Here is a 15,256-nt window from a genome sequence, read left to right on the forward strand (position 1 = left end):
TTAGGCTTAACTCTGCATACATTTGCTTCAGCCGACGATTCTCTTCTTCTAGCTCTTTGAGTCGCTTAACGTCTGATGCTTCCATACCGCCGTACTTTTCTCGCCATTTATAAAATGTCGACTGGCCTATGCCGTATTGACGGCAGATCTCCTGAACAGACAAACCAGCTTCTGCTTCTTTCAAAATCGCCACAATCTGGCTTTCAGTTTTTCTTTTAGTCATCGCAAAACTCCTTTCAAATAGTTTAAAAGAAATTCTACGAGTAAGCTGTTTCATTTTAGGGGGTAGTTACAAACTGCCAATGATGACTAGGATTATTCCTAACCAGTTCCTAAATTCCATATAGTCCTCTATTGTCGCAACGAGAAAATGAGTTTTATTGATTAGGAGCCCTTTGGTCGGTCCTTGTATTCATACGTACCCGTTCTCACTAACTCTACACTATTTGCGTTTAATTCGGCTGAAATCCAAAAGTACTCGGCTTCGAGACTTGAAAAAATGTTTTCTCTTGTAATTCCCTCGAAGTAATCAGATTTGCCCATTGTTTTGCCGATACTCACAGGATTGGAACTAGGGCCATATTCACCCTTTTGAAACGGGCGCAACTCAATACTGATGGCTTGGATCCCAGAAATTCGCACCTCTACAACTTCGTACTTCAAACGGTGTTGAATATCGACTAACTCTACCGCGGTGAAACTCAGTGATTCACGGTCGTATTTAAAATTTTTGTAGTCGACTTCAGGAAAACCCAACGTTATTCGATTCTCAGACATTAGTGGTTAACCTAAGGCCGCGATAGGTGGGCCATCTCAAAATATGTAAATGGCGGTGCCGCATGCGTATATTTGTTCAAGCAGATAAGCTTACTCAGTTTGTTATACATCAGTTTTATTCCTTAGCCACTTTAGGTACAAACCAGCGAGCATGAGAATAGGAAAGGTTAAAATCAAAAGCCAGGAATAAAAGTTTAAAACCTTGGTAAACCAGCCCTGGCCAATTTTCAATTTAAGTGCGGTAAATGTGGCAATAATTAAACCGGGCAATAGCACAACTAAGTTCAAGGTTTGTTGCACGAGAGTAGACGAAACCTCACCAGCAATAATTTTTGGATCTAAAGCCTCAGCGTTGGCTGACACAGAAACAACGTACGCTCCAAGCGCGAACACGAAACTAATAAATGATGCAAAATAAAATAGTGATGGTGCTAATGCAATCATACTGACAATACCAAAGGCGTTGGCTTTCCCCATGCTAAAACAGACCTCCAGACTTAAAGCCTAAATAACCACCAACACAGTAAAAAATAGGTGAAAAAAATAAAGGCGCTAACCCGCCAATATTTGCACCGCTACCAGTATGTGTTAGGACTAAAAATGTTGAGTAGAGAATAAGCAGGATTGAAATTACAAGGAGGCCAATAGTCATACCCTTTAAGGACTTTAAATCTGGACGCAAAGTCAAAATAGCAGAGATACTGGCGAGTAAAAATGGAGCGCCTAGCATCATTAAAAACGCGGCTATTAATTCTCTATAGACTTCATCAGGGATTGCAAAGGCTGATACTGCAAAAGCCAATATTGTTAAAACAATACCTAGTGATCCGAACTTTATTGCAAAGTGTTTTCGCGGCTTGCTTATTTCCATAATCCTGCAATTCCTTTTAATTCTAAGATGTAAGGGAATGACCCAGCGAACCGACTGCTGACGCTTGCTCAGTTTGTTACAACCGATTTTTCATCCGGCATCTAAACCAAATGTAACATTCAAAGAGCGCTAGACCTGAATAACTAATAATAATGACATTACCCATTTCTAGTAATTCAGGCCTTCCGCAAGCCCCACCTGGGCCGGCTATGCCTTCCATAAAAAGAACGTACATGAAAAGAGGTATGTAGGCTAACGAAAAGCCAATTAACGTTGTAACCCAAAGTCGTGACTGTTCGCTGAAGAACCGCAGAGAAAGAGCAACTAGAAATAGTATGATGCCCACAGCCACATCTCTAGCGAAGAGTATTTTATGCTCATCACTTAATCCAACTGGTGGTACAAAGCACGCCAAACTGTCCGCTGACAACAAAAGCGTAAATACGAAAAGGCAAATTTTTAGATGAACGTTCATGCTAATTGATAAGACCCCGATAGGGGGTAATTGCTTGGGCGCGAGAAATTGGGATCCGCATACGCGCAGTTGTCCCTGTGAGCGGAGCGAGTGAGCTTGTTCAGTGTGTTAGGTTTTCTGTTTAACATAACTGACTCCGTAAAAGACAATTGCGCCGACTAAACCACTATACAAGCATATTTTATGTAGAGTGGAAACTGAGATAATACCTAGTAAATCATTGTTTGAGATGAAAGGGTAAAACGGCCGCATATCCGAATGCATTACACTATCAATCACAACATGGCTGAAACAGCCAATAAAGGCACTGACAAAAGCCACTATCCATGAAATGTTAATAGCTGAGGTAAAGTCCAATTTAAGTACTTTAAGGCCTAATTCAGAAAGGTATTTACCACTTAACCCGGCGAAAACTGTTAATAAGGATGCGCCAACGTACGTATGCGAAAATCCATGCAAGTGCCCTTCTCCGGAGAGCAATACAATAAGTGGCTGGATATCCATCACGATTTGCGCCCAGCCAAACACCATAAGACTGAAGCTACCTTGTAGTAGTGACTTTATGAGGATCCCCGGCCCCATATGAAATGGTGTAAAAGGCATAAACGTCCTAGTTGAAACCTATCATCCCGATAAGGGTCGATTACTTGAATGCGAAATTCGCGAAGCCGCATGCGGGGCATTGTCCCAATGGGCGGAGCGAATGAGCTTGAGCGGTGTGTAATGTTTCATTGCTGTTCATTTCGCTGTTCTCTTCTTTGTCTTATATAAGAAGAAAAAAGTAGAAATGTAAATGCAATTGAAAAAAAGCCGCTTAAATATTTTTGAAAATCAGTGAGTACTTTAATAACTTCAATTTTGTGAGTTAGCGTTTCGTGTTGCGCCTCAATGTATGAACGAATCTTGGGGTTTTCCCCGGCAGTTAGCATGATTTCTTCGTATTCTAACAGGCGCTTTGCAGACTCATCTTGAGTAGGCCCCAAGACATCAGCAACGTAAAATAAAATCAAAGCCAATAGTAATGCCCATGTGAAGGGACTTTTGTATAAAAAATTAACTGTGTTCATTTTTCTTCCATGTAATATCACGCTCTAGTCAGCCGAGCCGTTGTTTGGCGTGAGCTGCATATGATTGTTATGTTTCGTGCTTATTATAACTCCTGCTAATGTCATTGAAGCGTAATAAAAAGCTTCTAAAACATTGGTTGAAAAGAGGCTAGTTAAACCAACAGCAAGTGTAACAAGAAGAATTTGCAAATGATTTATTCCAAGGTTTTTGAATCCAAAAAATGAAATCAATGCAAATGCAAACCCCAAATACAACTTGTAATTAAGCGCTTGTTGCATGTTATCGGAACGCTCATCTGAATTAAGATAACTCTCTCTTAGTTCTTCCAAATACTGCATTTCCTCGCCAGTCAAATATCCTTTTTGGGTGATGTCTTGATATTGACGTTGATAGGATGACGCCATCTCCGTTGGAGCAGTAATGGTCAATTCGCGAGAAAATAACGAAAGAAATATCAGAGCCAAACAAACAACACTGAATCGTAGTTTATTCATATGGAGACATAGCGCTCCGATAATGGGTCGTTGCTTGCATGCGAAAATCGCGAAGCCGTATGCGCGGAATTGCTCCAGCGAGCGGGGTGGGTGTGTTAATTGGTTTGTTAGGTGGCATGCGGAGTTACCCATAAAGCCTGCTTTTTTGATAAGTACATTACCCAAGCTCCAACAATGAAGTCTACCGTTGCGCAGAATGGTGCCCACCATGTCGGTGCAACGGTTTCCGTAAACTTAAGAAAATGCAAAACATCGTAGACACCGTGCAGCGCAATAGCGAAACCAACAACGAACAACGATTTAAAAGCCCCATAGAAAGCCACAATGACAAAAATACAAGCAATACCGATTTCTCTTACAACCGAATGGCCAACCATGACTGCGGACACGATGTAAAAGCTAGCGATACAGATAAGAATTAAAGGGTAGAAGCTCTTATCTTTATCGAATTGAGTGACTTTGGCTGAGATTATGAGAACCAAAGAGAGCACAATTCCAATAAAGGCAGCCAGCATAAAATTTTCCTCTACCACTTAACGACCCTATAAGGGCCAGTCGTTTGCATGCGAGAATCGCGGAGCCGCATGCGAGAAACTTTACCAACAAACGGAATGAGTGAGCTTGATCGGTTTGTTAGGTATCGCCTTACACACGGACTATACAATCTCCCGAAGCAAAGATAATTGACTTACCATCAAATTTTACTTCTTCCCAATTTTCAGGTTTTGATGACTCGTTGTCATAAGCCACTTTAAAACACTGATGGATACTTCCTGTTTCAGGTAGCTTGTTAATCAGTGAGCCACCATTAATACCAAATTCTTCGCACAGTTTGATTTGTTTAATAGCATTTTCTATCTGATTTATTTCACCTATGTGCTTAGCTTCTGCTTCAAGCGAGTCAAAAGCTTTTACATCTTTAAGCTGTTTAAGGTGCAGTTCTAAAACTTTGATAGCTGGATTGTCCATGGTGGTACCTAACGCCCCGCATGAAGGGCAGCTAGCTGTGGGCTAAAATCGCATGAAGCGCGAGCCCACAGGTAGATGTCCGCGCGAGCGAAGCGAGTTTTGATGCGATTGTTAGGAGACATTACTATGCACATCCTTGTTTTTTTGACCTATGTAAGTTGCTAGCAATAAACATATAACCGTTACTGGCAACATTAAGAAATCAAATGAAGAGTAAAACAACTCTTTCATTACCGCGAACATTATTAAAGAGCTTACACATAGGCTGACAATGTAAACAGCAAAAGAATGTAAATAAGGCTTTGAATTTACACCTCGTGAGAATAGCCACAAAACAACAAACAAAACCATCTGTCCGACGATGTCAGGACCAATGTATTTTATGAATTCGTTTGAATCAATTCCCAAAAAAGAAACAACTTCTAAGTAGGCGACTATCGCAAAAACGGCTGCAATAATGTGAATGAATGCGAATCCAAAAATCCTTTTTAGTTGCATGATTCCCCTGTCTCCTAACCCCCCGATAAGGGGCAATTGCTTGCATGCGAGAATCGCGGAGCCGCATGCGAGGAATTGTCCCAGCGAGCGGAGCGAGTGAGCTTGATCGGTTTGTTAGTAGGCAACTTTTCTACCGCAAATTTTGTAAACATAACTACTCACAGCAAAATAAATTAAAGAAAACAAACTAAAGCTAAGCCATGAACCGTAGATTAATCCATACCCTTCTTTACTGTTTTCGAAAAACCAGTCAATCAAAACCATAGTTGGCACTATCATAGAAGTTAGTATTAAACCTAACCCAATAAAAGCCTGAAGTTTAAATCTAAGTGTTGAATCTTCACCCAATAAAGCCTTTGCATCAGTCCAAAAAACCATGCATGTACTGATACTGACGATTAGAACACCTAAATGCATAGGCAGATTCATCTGATGCGGCAACTGAATCTCATTAAACCATAAAACGATAACCGCAACTGATAACGCAAATACAATCGATGACAGAGTTAAAGTTACTTTCTTCGTCCTAGACATCCGCTTGCCTACTAACACCCCGATAAGGGGCAATTGCTTGCACGCGAGAATATCGGATCCGCGAGCGAGGAATTGTCCCAGCGAGCGAAGCGAGTTAGCTTGATCGGTTTGTTATATGCCAACTACCTCTACCCCTGATTTTTCATTTAAGTTCATCATAGTCGCAAACTGTACAACCTCATCCAGTGACTCATTTGGATGACTTGTCGTAGTAACCCGTTTTGGGCTTGAGCCATCACCAATAGCTAATTCGTCAATTACATCCTCTATTTTTTCGCAGTCTTCACCGACCACGCAAAAGAGTTCATAACCTTGTTCCAGTAAACTCAAAATTAAATCATCCGTCTCCGAACTGTATTTATTCTTGGAAACTAAAACCACCTTCGAATGTTTCATGGCATATAACACCCCGATAAGGGGCAATTGCTTGCATGCGAGAATTTCGTAGCCGCATGCGAGTAATTGTCCCAGCGAGCGGAGCGAGTGAGCTTGATCGGTTTGTTATGTGACTGCCCGACTACACTACGGAACATAAATTAATCCAACTTCATAGTTGAAGCCTGAGTTTAATGGATAAACACGACCGCTTAAAATCAGGTCACTCACTCCCTCTTCCGAAGTACATAAATCAACAATTAAGTCCCAGTATTCACCTTGCCATTGGTAACATGAACGCTCCCAACATTCCTCACTCAACGGGATTAAACAGCAACCATAATCATCCACATTTTGTCTGTTTAAGTCAGCTAAATCGCTAGATTGAAGAGAAACGTTTGAAGAGGTGCCCAGTAACTCAAAATTACCTTTGGTCAATTGAATGACGATACTGGAAATATCATCTTTCCAGAAACTTGGTATCGAGTGTTCTTTTCCTAGGTCTCTTAATGGCAAGTCCATGTTTAAACATCCTTAAGTCACATAACACCCCGATAAGGGGCAATTGCTTGCATGCGAGAATATCAGATCCGCATGCGAGTAATTGTCCCAGCGAGCGTAGCGAGTGAGCTTGATCGGTTTGTTATATGACACCGTTAAAACAACCTTGCTATTCTTTGCGCAAAACACTTACTGAGCACCGATACTGTCATTGGAACCGCCGCCAAATGAATGTTTATCCGGCTTGTTCTTATCGTCATCTTCGTTTTTGTAGAATAACCAGAGACCTACTGCACCTAACAAAGGGATTAACCAGACAATTAATACTTGCAGACCTTTTTGTATTCGTTCTAAGTCATCCCTTCTACATAAAAAAACGCTGACATAAAGGTTAATGATAAATAGTAGCCCAGCACCAATCCAATAATAAGTCATAGGTTCAACTTCCTTGTGGCATATAACACCCCGATAAGGGGCAATTGCTTGCATGCGAAAATCGCGGAGCCGCATGCGAGGAATTGTCCCAACGAGCGGAGCGAGTGTGCTTGATCGGTTTGTTAGGTTTCATGTGTGTCTATTCCAGAGAAATCGTACTTAACTCTATTTTTTTGGTTGATTGGAAAGGAAATTAGTATTTTTCCATTCTCCAAAGTATCGCCGTTAATCACGAGAAATGTTGCATTATTTAACGCTTCTAACACCGGTTGAGTTGGCAGGTTGTCTGGCGTGATTTTTAGATCAGAAACCTCAGTTACTTTTCCTTTCTTGCCTATTGAAACTGTTGCTTCAAGTGTTCCTGTAGTTTCACTGACTTCCAATAACTCACTAAATTCAGGAGTTGGAAAATACTGCAATGAGTATCCTTCTGGAACAAAAGTGTAACTAGTTGCCAATACCGTCGTCGAGAAAACAGTCAGCAATAAGAGTAATTTCTTCATGTTACCTCCGTGAAACCTAACACCCCGATAAGGGGCAATTGCTTGCACGCGAAAATTTCGGATCCGCGTGCGAGGAATTGTCCCAGCGAGCGGAGCGAGTGTGCTTGATCGGTTTGTTAGGTGCCATGCAAATTACGCCCTTTGATTTTAAAGTATTGATAACAGGAACCTGTAAATAAAGAAAGCCATAACAAGCCGAAAATAATAAGCGCAGTAAGGACAAGTACTAAGCGTTCATCTTGAGTCGCGCTATGTTTAGAAAATGCGACCAATAGTGGGAATGGTAAGGCCGCTATTATCGATGAAAGAATAGTTATTAAAAATGTTGGCCGCTTAACTGAGTTTTGAATAAAGCCAATGAGTGAATGATAGATAATGAACAAGATTAAAATTACAGGAGCAAAAAACAGCAACGATTGATAGCTCTCAGTTGCTTCTGATTCTGTGCGATATAAATCTAAATCTGTGAAAGCAAACAACAGGATTACTACAATACCTGGGAGGAAACTCCACAAGGAAGAGGCAAAAGCAAAACGTTTACTTGGCACTAACGGTTCCCTCCTGGCACTTAACACCCCGATAAGGGGCAATTGCTTGCACGCGAGAATATCGGATCCGCGTGCGAGGAATTGTCCCAGCGAGCGGAGCGAGTGAGCTTGATCGGTTTGTTAGGTGACATTGTTAATAAAACCTGCATTGTGACATTGGTAAGTTCTGAAGCTCCGGAAGTGAATATATAAAATCTTCGACTTTAGAATTCCCAATATTCCGAAATGACAAGCAAGTTGTTGAAATTGAATCGTCTTTTCTGTGTATTGAAATTTCATGGGTGAAGCTACTAACGCAAATACTGTCTAACCCTCCACTACCTTCATTACCAGCGACAATATCTTGATTAGCTAAATTTAGGAGAGTTGTTTTTTGTGCTTCCGTTAAATTTATTTCCATCGAAAATGAAGGTTTCTCGTCAGAACATACCATCCTTTCAAACGTATTGTTTTGAGAATTAAATGAGTCTGAACCATTTCGGTATGAAACATAATCACCATTCATTGCGCATGACGTTATAGATGTAATGCTTATGAAAAGACAAACTCTAATTCTCATGGTGTCACTTAACACCCCGATAAGGGGCAATTGCTTGCACGCGAGAATATCGGATCCGCGTGCGAGGAATTGTCCCAGCGAGCGAAGCGAGTGAGCTTGATCGGTTTGTTATGTTTCCCCACGCTGAAACCTCCACCATATTCGGCTAATCAGAATGGAAGAAATACTTAGAAGACCGCCAATACTTATCGAAAATATACCTTGCCAGAATAGGTAAGTATTCGAAATATTTTTATGCCCCTCAAGTGCGATATACTGTCCCAACGATACAGTGCCATCCAGCACAAAATATAATCCTAATACTAAGAGTGCGGCAGATAGAACATTTTGTACTTGAAGTGAGTTATCTTGATACTGTCCGATTAGCGAAGCAATTCTTGAACGAAATGCAATCAAGCTTATACCTAGGGCTACCTTTAAAGCAGTGAACAAAACCGAACCAATCCATATTGGGTCGTTCGGCGATGTGTAGTCGGTCAATAGGTATGTAAAAACGCCTGCAAAAAATTCTGGCAGCGGTGAGAAGATGAACCAAGCTCCCATAATAGCAAGAGCTGCTTCTACTAAATTTAAACTTCCTTTCACTAAAACTCCCTAAGAAACATAACACCCCGATAAGGGGCAATTGCTTGCACGCGAGAATTTCGGATCCGCGTGCGAGGAATTGTCCCAGCGAGCGTAGCGAGTGAGCTTGATCGGTTTGTTATACGTCATCTGCTCGCTGTTCCTCTTTACCTTCTTTAATCACGAATGCCCAAAATACATAAGCTGAAACTACAATTTCAATCAACACCAATAAAATAAAAGAAACAGTATCATCAGCAAACGTAAGAGTTGTGCCACCTTTCAGTGTGATTTTTGAATTGTATATACCAAGTCCTGCATGCGCTAGTAGAGCGCCAGCGCCAACTATGGTTACATATTTGACTGAATTTTTTCCCAATTGATTTCTCTATTTCAATTTGACGTATAACAATTGCTTCGATTCCCAAGTGGGGCGATATCTTCCGCCTGTTTGGGGTATAAGTTGTTTTGGGTAGTGTAAAGCATAAGTCTGAAGGTACCAAAAAACCAAAGGCTGTAACACTTACATTTCAAAATGGGGGAATTAAAAACCCTGTTTTGGGGCATAAAAATTGTTGCGTTGCAGTAATTGGAAAAACTGCTTATCCGTACAGTACTGTTTTAGAATTAATTCACATACTGTGAGGGCTTTTTAGGACTCATTTTATGCCTTCGCCCTTTCTGCAATTTGTTCAAGAGCAAATGCAACGTAAGCGTTATGCCAAGCGCACTATCGAAAGTTATCTTACCTGGATGGCCAAGTTTATTCGCTTTGCCAACAATCAACATCCAGCTCAAATCGACAAACCGAGTGAGGTGGTTGAACATTTTCTCAGTAGCTTGGTAACTCAGCAAAATGTCGCTGCAAATACTCAGGCACAGGCACTGAATGCTCTAACTTTCTTATATGCTAAAGTACTCGAAAAGCCGCTTGCTGACGATTTGGGTTTCGTAAAAAGTAAACGCCACAAAAAACTACCAGTAGTACTAACCAAGGCCGAAGTGACTCGCTTGTTGTCGTTTGTCCCAAGTCAGCATCATTTGGCGTCAAGCTTGTTATATGGCAGTGGTTTGCGCTTAATGGAGTGCGTGCGTTTGCGTGTAGGTGACATTGATTTTGAGTTTAAATGCCTGCGGATATGGAACGGCAAGGGCGGAAAGCACCGAGTGGTAACCTTATCAGAAAGTTTGCTAGCACCGCTTAAGTTGCAGGTTGAAAAGGTGCGCCAAGTGCTAGCGCAAGACCTTCATTGCCCTCAATACAGCGGCGTTTGGATGCCTAGTATGCTGCGTAAAAAGTATGCAGGAGCGAACAAAACCTTGTATTGGCAGTATTTGTTTCCAGCGGCAAAGCGCAGCATTGATCCTGAAAGTAAACGCTTGCGGCGTCATCACATCGATGAAAAACAAATTCAGCGCGCAATCCGCGTTGCCGCGCACGATGCAGAGATTGAGAAGAATGTTACACCGCATACCCTAAGGCACACCTTTGCAACGCATTTACTATTGGCTGGGGCTGATATTCGTACTGTGCAAGATCAACTTGGTCACTCGGATGTGCGCACAACACAAATTTATACGTATATTTTGCAGCGCGGTGGCAACGCGGTGATGAGTCCTTTGGGTTAACGCATGCCGGTGTTAGAAAAAGTAGCTATAACCGATCTGATAAACGTTAACGCCGTGATTAATGTCGGCAATATCGGCGTTTGAGAAATGACTCAGGCCGAGGCTAAATTGGTGGCGATAATACCGCAGTCCAAGCTCAACGCGGTCTTCAAATTGCAAATGGCTGCCTAATTGGCGATCCATCCATATATCGCTGTCCATTGCAGCCACCCCAATACCCAAACCAAGATAATAGTCTAAATCTTCTGAGCTGGTTATCGCTTTAAACAGGGGAACGGCACTAATAACACTGATACTGCGATCGCGAAAAGGGTCATCCCAGTGGTATAGGTTGGCTTCAAGATCTAACTCAATACGCCACTCATCTGTTAGCGGCCACTGATACAGTTGTGGTTTACCCAGCGTAAATCGCCAGCTATCTGGATGAAGTTTGTTGATGCCCCGGTCTAGCTCCCAGCGCGAGGCAGCCTCACCCCAGGCTAGCCCCATAGACCAATCGGTAGATGATTGATCTGCTGTAGCATTCGCGCAGGATAAATTCGCTGCGATTAGCAGCAGAAGAATTAAATATGTAGTTCTAGCAGCCCTATGCGTCACGCTCTACAGCCGTGTGCGCTAGGGCAATCAAGGCTTGCTTGTAATCGCTCTCAGGCACTGGTGCCAACGCGGCAATTGCAGCGTCAGCTTCAGTTTCCGCTAATTGGCGGGTATAGCTCAATGCGCCAGTAGCGTTAATTACTCCTAAGATTTTATCGAAATGCTGCATGCCATCACCGTTTTCAATCGCTGAGCGGATGAGCTGCGCATCGTCTGCTTCGCTATTCCACATCGCATATAACAAGGGCAGAGTAGGTTTGCCTTCGGCTAAATCATCACCTACATTCTTACCCATTGTAGCTGCGTCTGCGTCATAATCCAGTACGTCGTCAATCAATTGAAATGCGGTACCCAAATGGCGGCCATAGGTTTGCATCGCTAGCTCAACACTTTCATCTTGTTCAGTAAGCACTGCCGCGAGTTGTGTGGCAGCTTCGAACAAACGTGCCGTCTTGCTATAAATCACGTCTAAATAGCGTTCTTCAGTGGTATCTGGATCGTTGCAGTTCATTAACTGCATCACTTCGCCTTGCGCGATGCGGTTAGTGGCATCAGAAAGAATATCCATCACGCGCATACTTTGTAGACCCACCATCATCTGGAACGCACGCGAATACAAAAAATCACCCACTAACACGCTGGCTTGATTGCCAAATAGCTCATTGGCCGTCTCACGTCCACGGCGCATCGTCGACTCATCTACAACATCATCATGCAGTAGGGTTGCGGTATGAATAAATTCAATGATCGCCGCTAGGCTAATGTGTTCTTGACCTTGTATGCCGAGCGCGCGTGCACTTATAACGGTCAATAACGGGCGCAAGCGTTTACCGCCCGAGTTGACAATGTAGAACCCCAGTTGGTTGATCAGAGCAACATCCGAAGACACTTGCTCCTGGATCAGTGCATTAACGGCTAACATATCGTCGTTAGCCAGTTGTTGAATGGCGTTTTTATCCATGCGTGATACAACAAATCTCGCTTGTATTAAGTGGCAGCAATTTTACAGAAATGTGAGTGGGTATCCAGTTGTGTTTGATGACAAAAAACACTTTTAATGTTAATTTTGTTATACAGGTAAAGTTAGCTAAGTCGCTCAATTCCTGCCCGTCAGATGACTATTTTGTTTGTCCTAAGGGCGGAAAAAAGCCGTTTATTCTCGTTTTTGCAGTAAGTGTTGTAAAAATAGCCATTTTTATCAGAATAAGTCTTGCCAGTAATTCCCAGATCACGTACAATCCGCGCCCTGTTTTTGTAATCAGCGCAATAGAGCGCAGAGCGGAGTAATTTATGTACGCGGTTTTCCAAAGTGGTGGTAAACAACACCGTGTGGCCGAAGGTCAGACCGTTCGTCTTGAAAAAATCGAAGTAGCACCAGGCGAAACGGTTGAGTTCGAAGACATCTTAATGGTAAGCAATGGTGATGACGTTAAAATCGGCACACCTTCAGTAGCGGGTGCTAAGGTAACAGCTGAAGTTGTTACGCACGGTCGTGGCGAAAAAGTAAAAATCGTCAAGTTCCGTCGCCGTAAGCATTCACGTAAGCAAATGGGTCATCGTCAGTGGTTCACTGAAGTGAAGATCACAGGCATTAGCGCATAATAGGAGCACGAACACATGGCACACAAAAAGGCTGGTGGTAGTACCAAAAACGGTCGTGATTCAGAAAGTAAACGCTTAGGTGTTAAGCGTTTCGGTGGTGAATCTGTACTTGCAGGTAACATCATTGTTCGTCAACGTGGTACTCGTTTCCACGCTGGTGACAACATGGGTATCGGCAAAGACCACACTCTATTCGCATTGGCTGACGGTAAAGTTCAGTTTGAAGTGAAAGGTCCAAAGAATCGTAAATACGTAAGCATCGTTGCTGAGTAATATTTGTGATTGATTGAAAAACCCCGCTTCAGGCGGGGTTTTTTTATGCGGTATTTACATACCCAAATAGCAAAGTAAGATGTGGTTAATTACACTTAAAAGCTCCGGCCCTGTAACGCTAGTAGCAGTTGGCGGCACGTGGTAAAGCTAGGCTTTGCAAATCTAAGTTAAGTAACAATAGAGATAATCATGAAGTTTGTAGATGAAGCGGAAATTCGCGTAGAAGCGGGCGATGGTGGTAATGGCACCATTGGTTTTCGCCGTGAAAAGTATATTCCCCGTGGTGGCCCTGATGGTGGTGATGGCGGCGATGGCGGCAGCGTTTTTCTGGTTGCCGATGAGAACTTAAATACGCTGATTGATTATCGCTTTGAGCGTTTCCATCGTGCCGAGCGTGGCCAAAACGGGCAGGGCAGTGACTGTACTGGTCGTGGTGGTGCAGACTTAGAGTTGCGCGTACCCGTTGGTACTCGAGCGACTGATGTCGAAACGGCAGAAGTGTTAGGTGACTTAACCAAACACGGTCAGCGCCTGAAGGTCGCACAAGGTGGCTTTCACGGTTTAGGAAATGCGCGTTTTAAAAGCAGTACAAACCGTGCACCGCGCCAAAAAACCAATGGTACACCGGGCGAAATTCGCAACTTAAAACTTGAGTTGATGTTGCTTGCTGATGTGGGTTTATTGGGTATGCCGAATGCGGGTAAATCGACCTTTATTCGCGCGGTGTCAGCTGCTAAACCAAAAGTGGCTGATTATCCATTTACAACACTAGTGCCTAACTTAGGCGTAGTGCGCATGGATTCGCAAGAGAGTTTTGTAATTGCCGATATCCCAGGGCTAATCGAAGGTGCCGCAGAAGGCGCAGGCTTGGGTATTCAGTTCTTGCGCCACTTAGAGCGTTGTCGGGTGCTCCTGCACTTGGTTGATTTGATGCCTGTTGATGGCAGTGACCCGGTGGATAATGCCCGTGCGATTATCAACGAGCTAGAAAAATACAGCCCTAAGTTGGCCGCCAAGCCACGTTGGTTAGTGTTTAACAAAATCGATTTGCTACTCCCCGAAGAAGCTGAAGAGCTAACCGCGAAAATTAGTGCTGAGTTGGGGTGGGAAGGTGAATATCATCAGATCTCAGCATTCCAAAAACTCGAAACGCAAACCCTGTGTCGCAAAGTCATGGACTTCTTACAAACACTGCCCGCGGAAGATGAGGTAGATGAAGAAGAAACAGACTTTAAATGGGATACCTACCACAAAAACACCATGGAACAGGTGGATTTTGATGACGATGATGACGATTGGGATGACGAAGATGATCACCCTAATGTGGTATATACCAAAGAGTAAAACCATCGTTCAATTCGATAGCGGATGAATGCAATCCGCTATCGAAAATTTCTCCCGACTCGGGTACTATCTGACCCCATCTACAGCAAACAACAGCAATCCGTCGTTATGCGAATTTCTATGATAGCTGCTATGACTCCGGCGCGAGTTATCGGCGCTAACAACGCTATGCCATGGCATCTACCTGCCGATCTTAAGCACTTTAAAGCGGTAACGTTAGGCAAGCCTGTGATCATGGGGCGTAAAACCTACGAGTCGATTGGTCGTGCATTACCGGGCCGTGAAAATATCGTGATCACCAGTCAGGCCGATTACACCTTGCCTGATGCTACCATCGTACATAGCTGCGAAGCGGCAATTGAACACGTTGAGCAGCAAGGTGTTGATGAAGTGATGATCATTGGTGGTGGGCGTATTTATCAAGACTTTTTGCCCCGCGCTAAACGGCTGTATTTAACCTTTATCGATGCTGATGTCTCTGGTGATACCTTTTTCCCCAATTACACCAAGGACGCTTATTGGCGTGAAGTTGCCAGTGAGGAGCGTCCCGCCGATGAGCGCAATCAGTACGATTTGCGTTTTGTGACCTTAGAGCGCGTGTAAAAACGCGCCTGCATACGTATGCTATGCGAATCTTGTT

The 15,256-nt window shown here is 43.2% G+C and carries 24 protein-coding genes; 5 read left to right on the top strand and 19 right to left on the bottom strand.

Annotation, left to right across the window (positions count from 1 at the left end):
- From QTP81_RS13625 to QTP81_RS13705, 17 genes are all read right to left on the bottom strand, one after another.
- Positions 1–223 (bottom strand): transposase (locus tag QTP81_RS13625; RefSeq protein WP_289366276.1); only part of this gene is annotated, 223 nt, incomplete at its 3' end.
- Positions 224–384: 161 nt separating this feature from the next.
- Positions 385–777, bottom strand: coding sequence for a hypothetical protein (locus tag QTP81_RS13630; protein WP_289366277.1), 393 nt, complete (start codon positions 775–777; stop codon positions 385–387).
- A gap of 102 nt (positions 778–879) precedes the next feature.
- Complete coding sequence (locus QTP81_RS13635; RefSeq protein ID WP_289366278.1) at positions 880–1,254, bottom strand: hypothetical protein; 375 nt, start codon at positions 1,252–1,254, stop codon at positions 880–882.
- Between the two features lies 1 nt (position 1,255).
- Positions 1,256–1,648, bottom strand: coding sequence for a hypothetical protein (locus QTP81_RS13640; RefSeq protein WP_289366279.1), 393 nt, complete (start codon positions 1,646–1,648; stop codon positions 1,256–1,258).
- A 583-nt stretch (positions 1,649–2,231) separates the two neighbouring features.
- Entirely contained in the window at positions 2,232–2,726 is a 495-nt protein-coding gene (locus QTP81_RS13645) for a metal-dependent hydrolase (RefSeq protein WP_289366280.1), read from the bottom strand.
- Positions 2,727–2,851: 125 nt separating this feature from the next.
- Positions 2,852–3,190, bottom strand: coding sequence for a hypothetical protein (locus QTP81_RS13650; protein ID WP_289366281.1), 339 nt, complete (start codon positions 3,188–3,190; stop codon positions 2,852–2,854).
- A 24-nt stretch (positions 3,191–3,214) separates the two neighbouring features.
- On the bottom strand, positions 3,215–3,685 hold the full coding sequence (locus QTP81_RS13655) for a hypothetical protein (protein ID WP_289366284.1): 471 nt from the start codon (positions 3,683–3,685) through the stop codon (positions 3,215–3,217).
- Positions 3,686–3,792: 107 nt separating this feature from the next.
- Positions 3,793–4,200, bottom strand: a complete 408-nt coding sequence (locus QTP81_RS13660; protein WP_289366285.1) for a DUF6010 family protein — start codon at positions 4,198–4,200, stop codon at positions 3,793–3,795.
- A 130-nt stretch (positions 4,201–4,330) separates the two neighbouring features.
- A complete protein-coding gene (locus QTP81_RS13665) occupies positions 4,331–4,654 on the bottom strand; it encodes a hypothetical protein (protein ID WP_289366286.1) in 324 nt (107 codons plus the stop codon).
- 612 nt (positions 4,655–5,266) lie between these two features.
- Positions 5,267–5,686, bottom strand: a complete 420-nt coding sequence (locus tag QTP81_RS13670) for a hypothetical protein (protein ID WP_289366287.1) — start codon at positions 5,684–5,686, stop codon at positions 5,267–5,269.
- Positions 5,687–5,797: 111 nt separating this feature from the next.
- A complete protein-coding gene (locus QTP81_RS13675; RefSeq protein ID WP_289365654.1) occupies positions 5,798–6,082 on the bottom strand; it encodes a DUF7684 family protein in 285 nt (94 codons plus the stop codon).
- Between the two features lie 126 nt (positions 6,083–6,208).
- On the bottom strand, positions 6,209–6,583 hold the full coding sequence (locus QTP81_RS13680; protein ID WP_289366289.1) for a DUF7668 domain-containing protein: 375 nt from the start codon (positions 6,581–6,583) through the stop codon (positions 6,209–6,211).
- 168 nt (positions 6,584–6,751) lie between these two features.
- Positions 6,752–7,051, bottom strand: a complete 300-nt coding sequence (locus QTP81_RS13685; RefSeq protein ID WP_289366291.1) for a hypothetical protein — start codon at positions 7,049–7,051, stop codon at positions 6,752–6,754.
- 68 nt (positions 7,052–7,119) lie between these two features.
- Positions 7,120–7,500, bottom strand: a complete 381-nt coding sequence (locus QTP81_RS13690) for a hypothetical protein (protein WP_289366292.1) — start codon at positions 7,498–7,500, stop codon at positions 7,120–7,122.
- 116 nt (positions 7,501–7,616) lie between these two features.
- Positions 7,617–8,048 carry a hypothetical protein gene (locus QTP81_RS13695; protein ID WP_289366293.1) on the bottom strand — a complete coding sequence of 144 codons (432 nt, stop codon included), beginning with the start codon at positions 8,046–8,048 and terminating at the stop codon, positions 7,617–7,619.
- A gap of 667 nt (positions 8,049–8,715) precedes the next feature.
- Positions 8,716–9,192 carry a hypothetical protein gene (locus QTP81_RS13700; protein ID WP_289366294.1) on the bottom strand — a complete coding sequence of 159 codons (477 nt, stop codon included), beginning with the start codon at positions 9,190–9,192 and terminating at the stop codon, positions 8,716–8,718.
- 118 nt (positions 9,193–9,310) lie between these two features.
- Complete coding sequence (locus tag QTP81_RS13705; protein WP_289366296.1) at positions 9,311–9,550, bottom strand: hypothetical protein; 240 nt, start codon at positions 9,548–9,550, stop codon at positions 9,311–9,313.
- A 287-nt stretch (positions 9,551–9,837) separates the two neighbouring features.
- On the opposite strand from QTP81_RS13705, the gene QTP81_RS13710 reads away from it, so the two are divergent.
- Positions 9,838–10,800 carry an integron integrase gene (locus tag QTP81_RS13710; protein WP_289366297.1) on the top strand — a complete coding sequence of 321 codons (963 nt, stop codon included), beginning with the start codon at positions 9,838–9,840 and terminating at the stop codon, positions 10,798–10,800.
- A gap of 12 nt (positions 10,801–10,812) precedes the next feature.
- On the opposite strand, the gene QTP81_RS13715 is transcribed toward QTP81_RS13710, so the two are convergent.
- Positions 10,813–11,289 (bottom strand): acyloxyacyl hydrolase, encoded by a 477-nt coding sequence (locus tag QTP81_RS13715; protein WP_289366298.1) that lies wholly within the window; start codon positions 11,287–11,289, stop codon positions 10,813–10,815.
- Between the two features lie 97 nt (positions 11,290–11,386).
- Positions 11,387–12,358: an octaprenyl diphosphate synthase gene (gene ispB / locus QTP81_RS13720; protein WP_289366299.1), complete on the bottom strand. Its 972-nt coding sequence runs from the start codon at positions 12,356–12,358 to the stop codon at positions 11,387–11,389.
- A 329-nt stretch (positions 12,359–12,687) separates the two neighbouring features.
- On the opposite strand from ispB, the gene rplU reads away from it, so the two are divergent.
- The 4 genes from rplU to folA all read left to right on the top strand — a co-directional run bounded on the left by rplU (position 12,688) and on the right by folA (position 15,219).
- Complete coding sequence (rplU, locus tag QTP81_RS13725; RefSeq protein ID WP_289366300.1) at positions 12,688–12,999, top strand: 50S ribosomal protein L21; 312 nt, start codon at positions 12,688–12,690, stop codon at positions 12,997–12,999.
- 15 nt (positions 13,000–13,014) lie between these two features.
- Positions 13,015–13,272 (top strand): 50S ribosomal protein L27, encoded by a 258-nt coding sequence (rpmA, locus tag QTP81_RS13730; RefSeq protein ID WP_100643728.1) that lies wholly within the window; start codon positions 13,015–13,017, stop codon positions 13,270–13,272.
- Between the two features lie 189 nt (positions 13,273–13,461).
- Positions 13,462–14,616: an Obg family GTPase CgtA gene (gene cgtA / locus QTP81_RS13735; RefSeq protein ID WP_289366301.1), complete on the top strand. Its 1,155-nt coding sequence runs from the start codon at positions 13,462–13,464 to the stop codon at positions 14,614–14,616.
- Positions 14,617–14,736: 120 nt separating this feature from the next.
- Positions 14,737–15,219, top strand: a complete 483-nt coding sequence (gene folA, locus QTP81_RS13740; RefSeq protein WP_289366302.1) for a type 3 dihydrofolate reductase — start codon at positions 14,737–14,739, stop codon at positions 15,217–15,219.
- Positions 15,220–15,256: the final 37 nt, after the last annotated feature.

The organism is Neoalteromonas arenosi (genome assembly GCF_030362855.1).
Lineage (GTDB): Bacteria > Pseudomonadota > Gammaproteobacteria > Enterobacterales > Alteromonadaceae > Alteromonas_E > Alteromonas_E arenosi.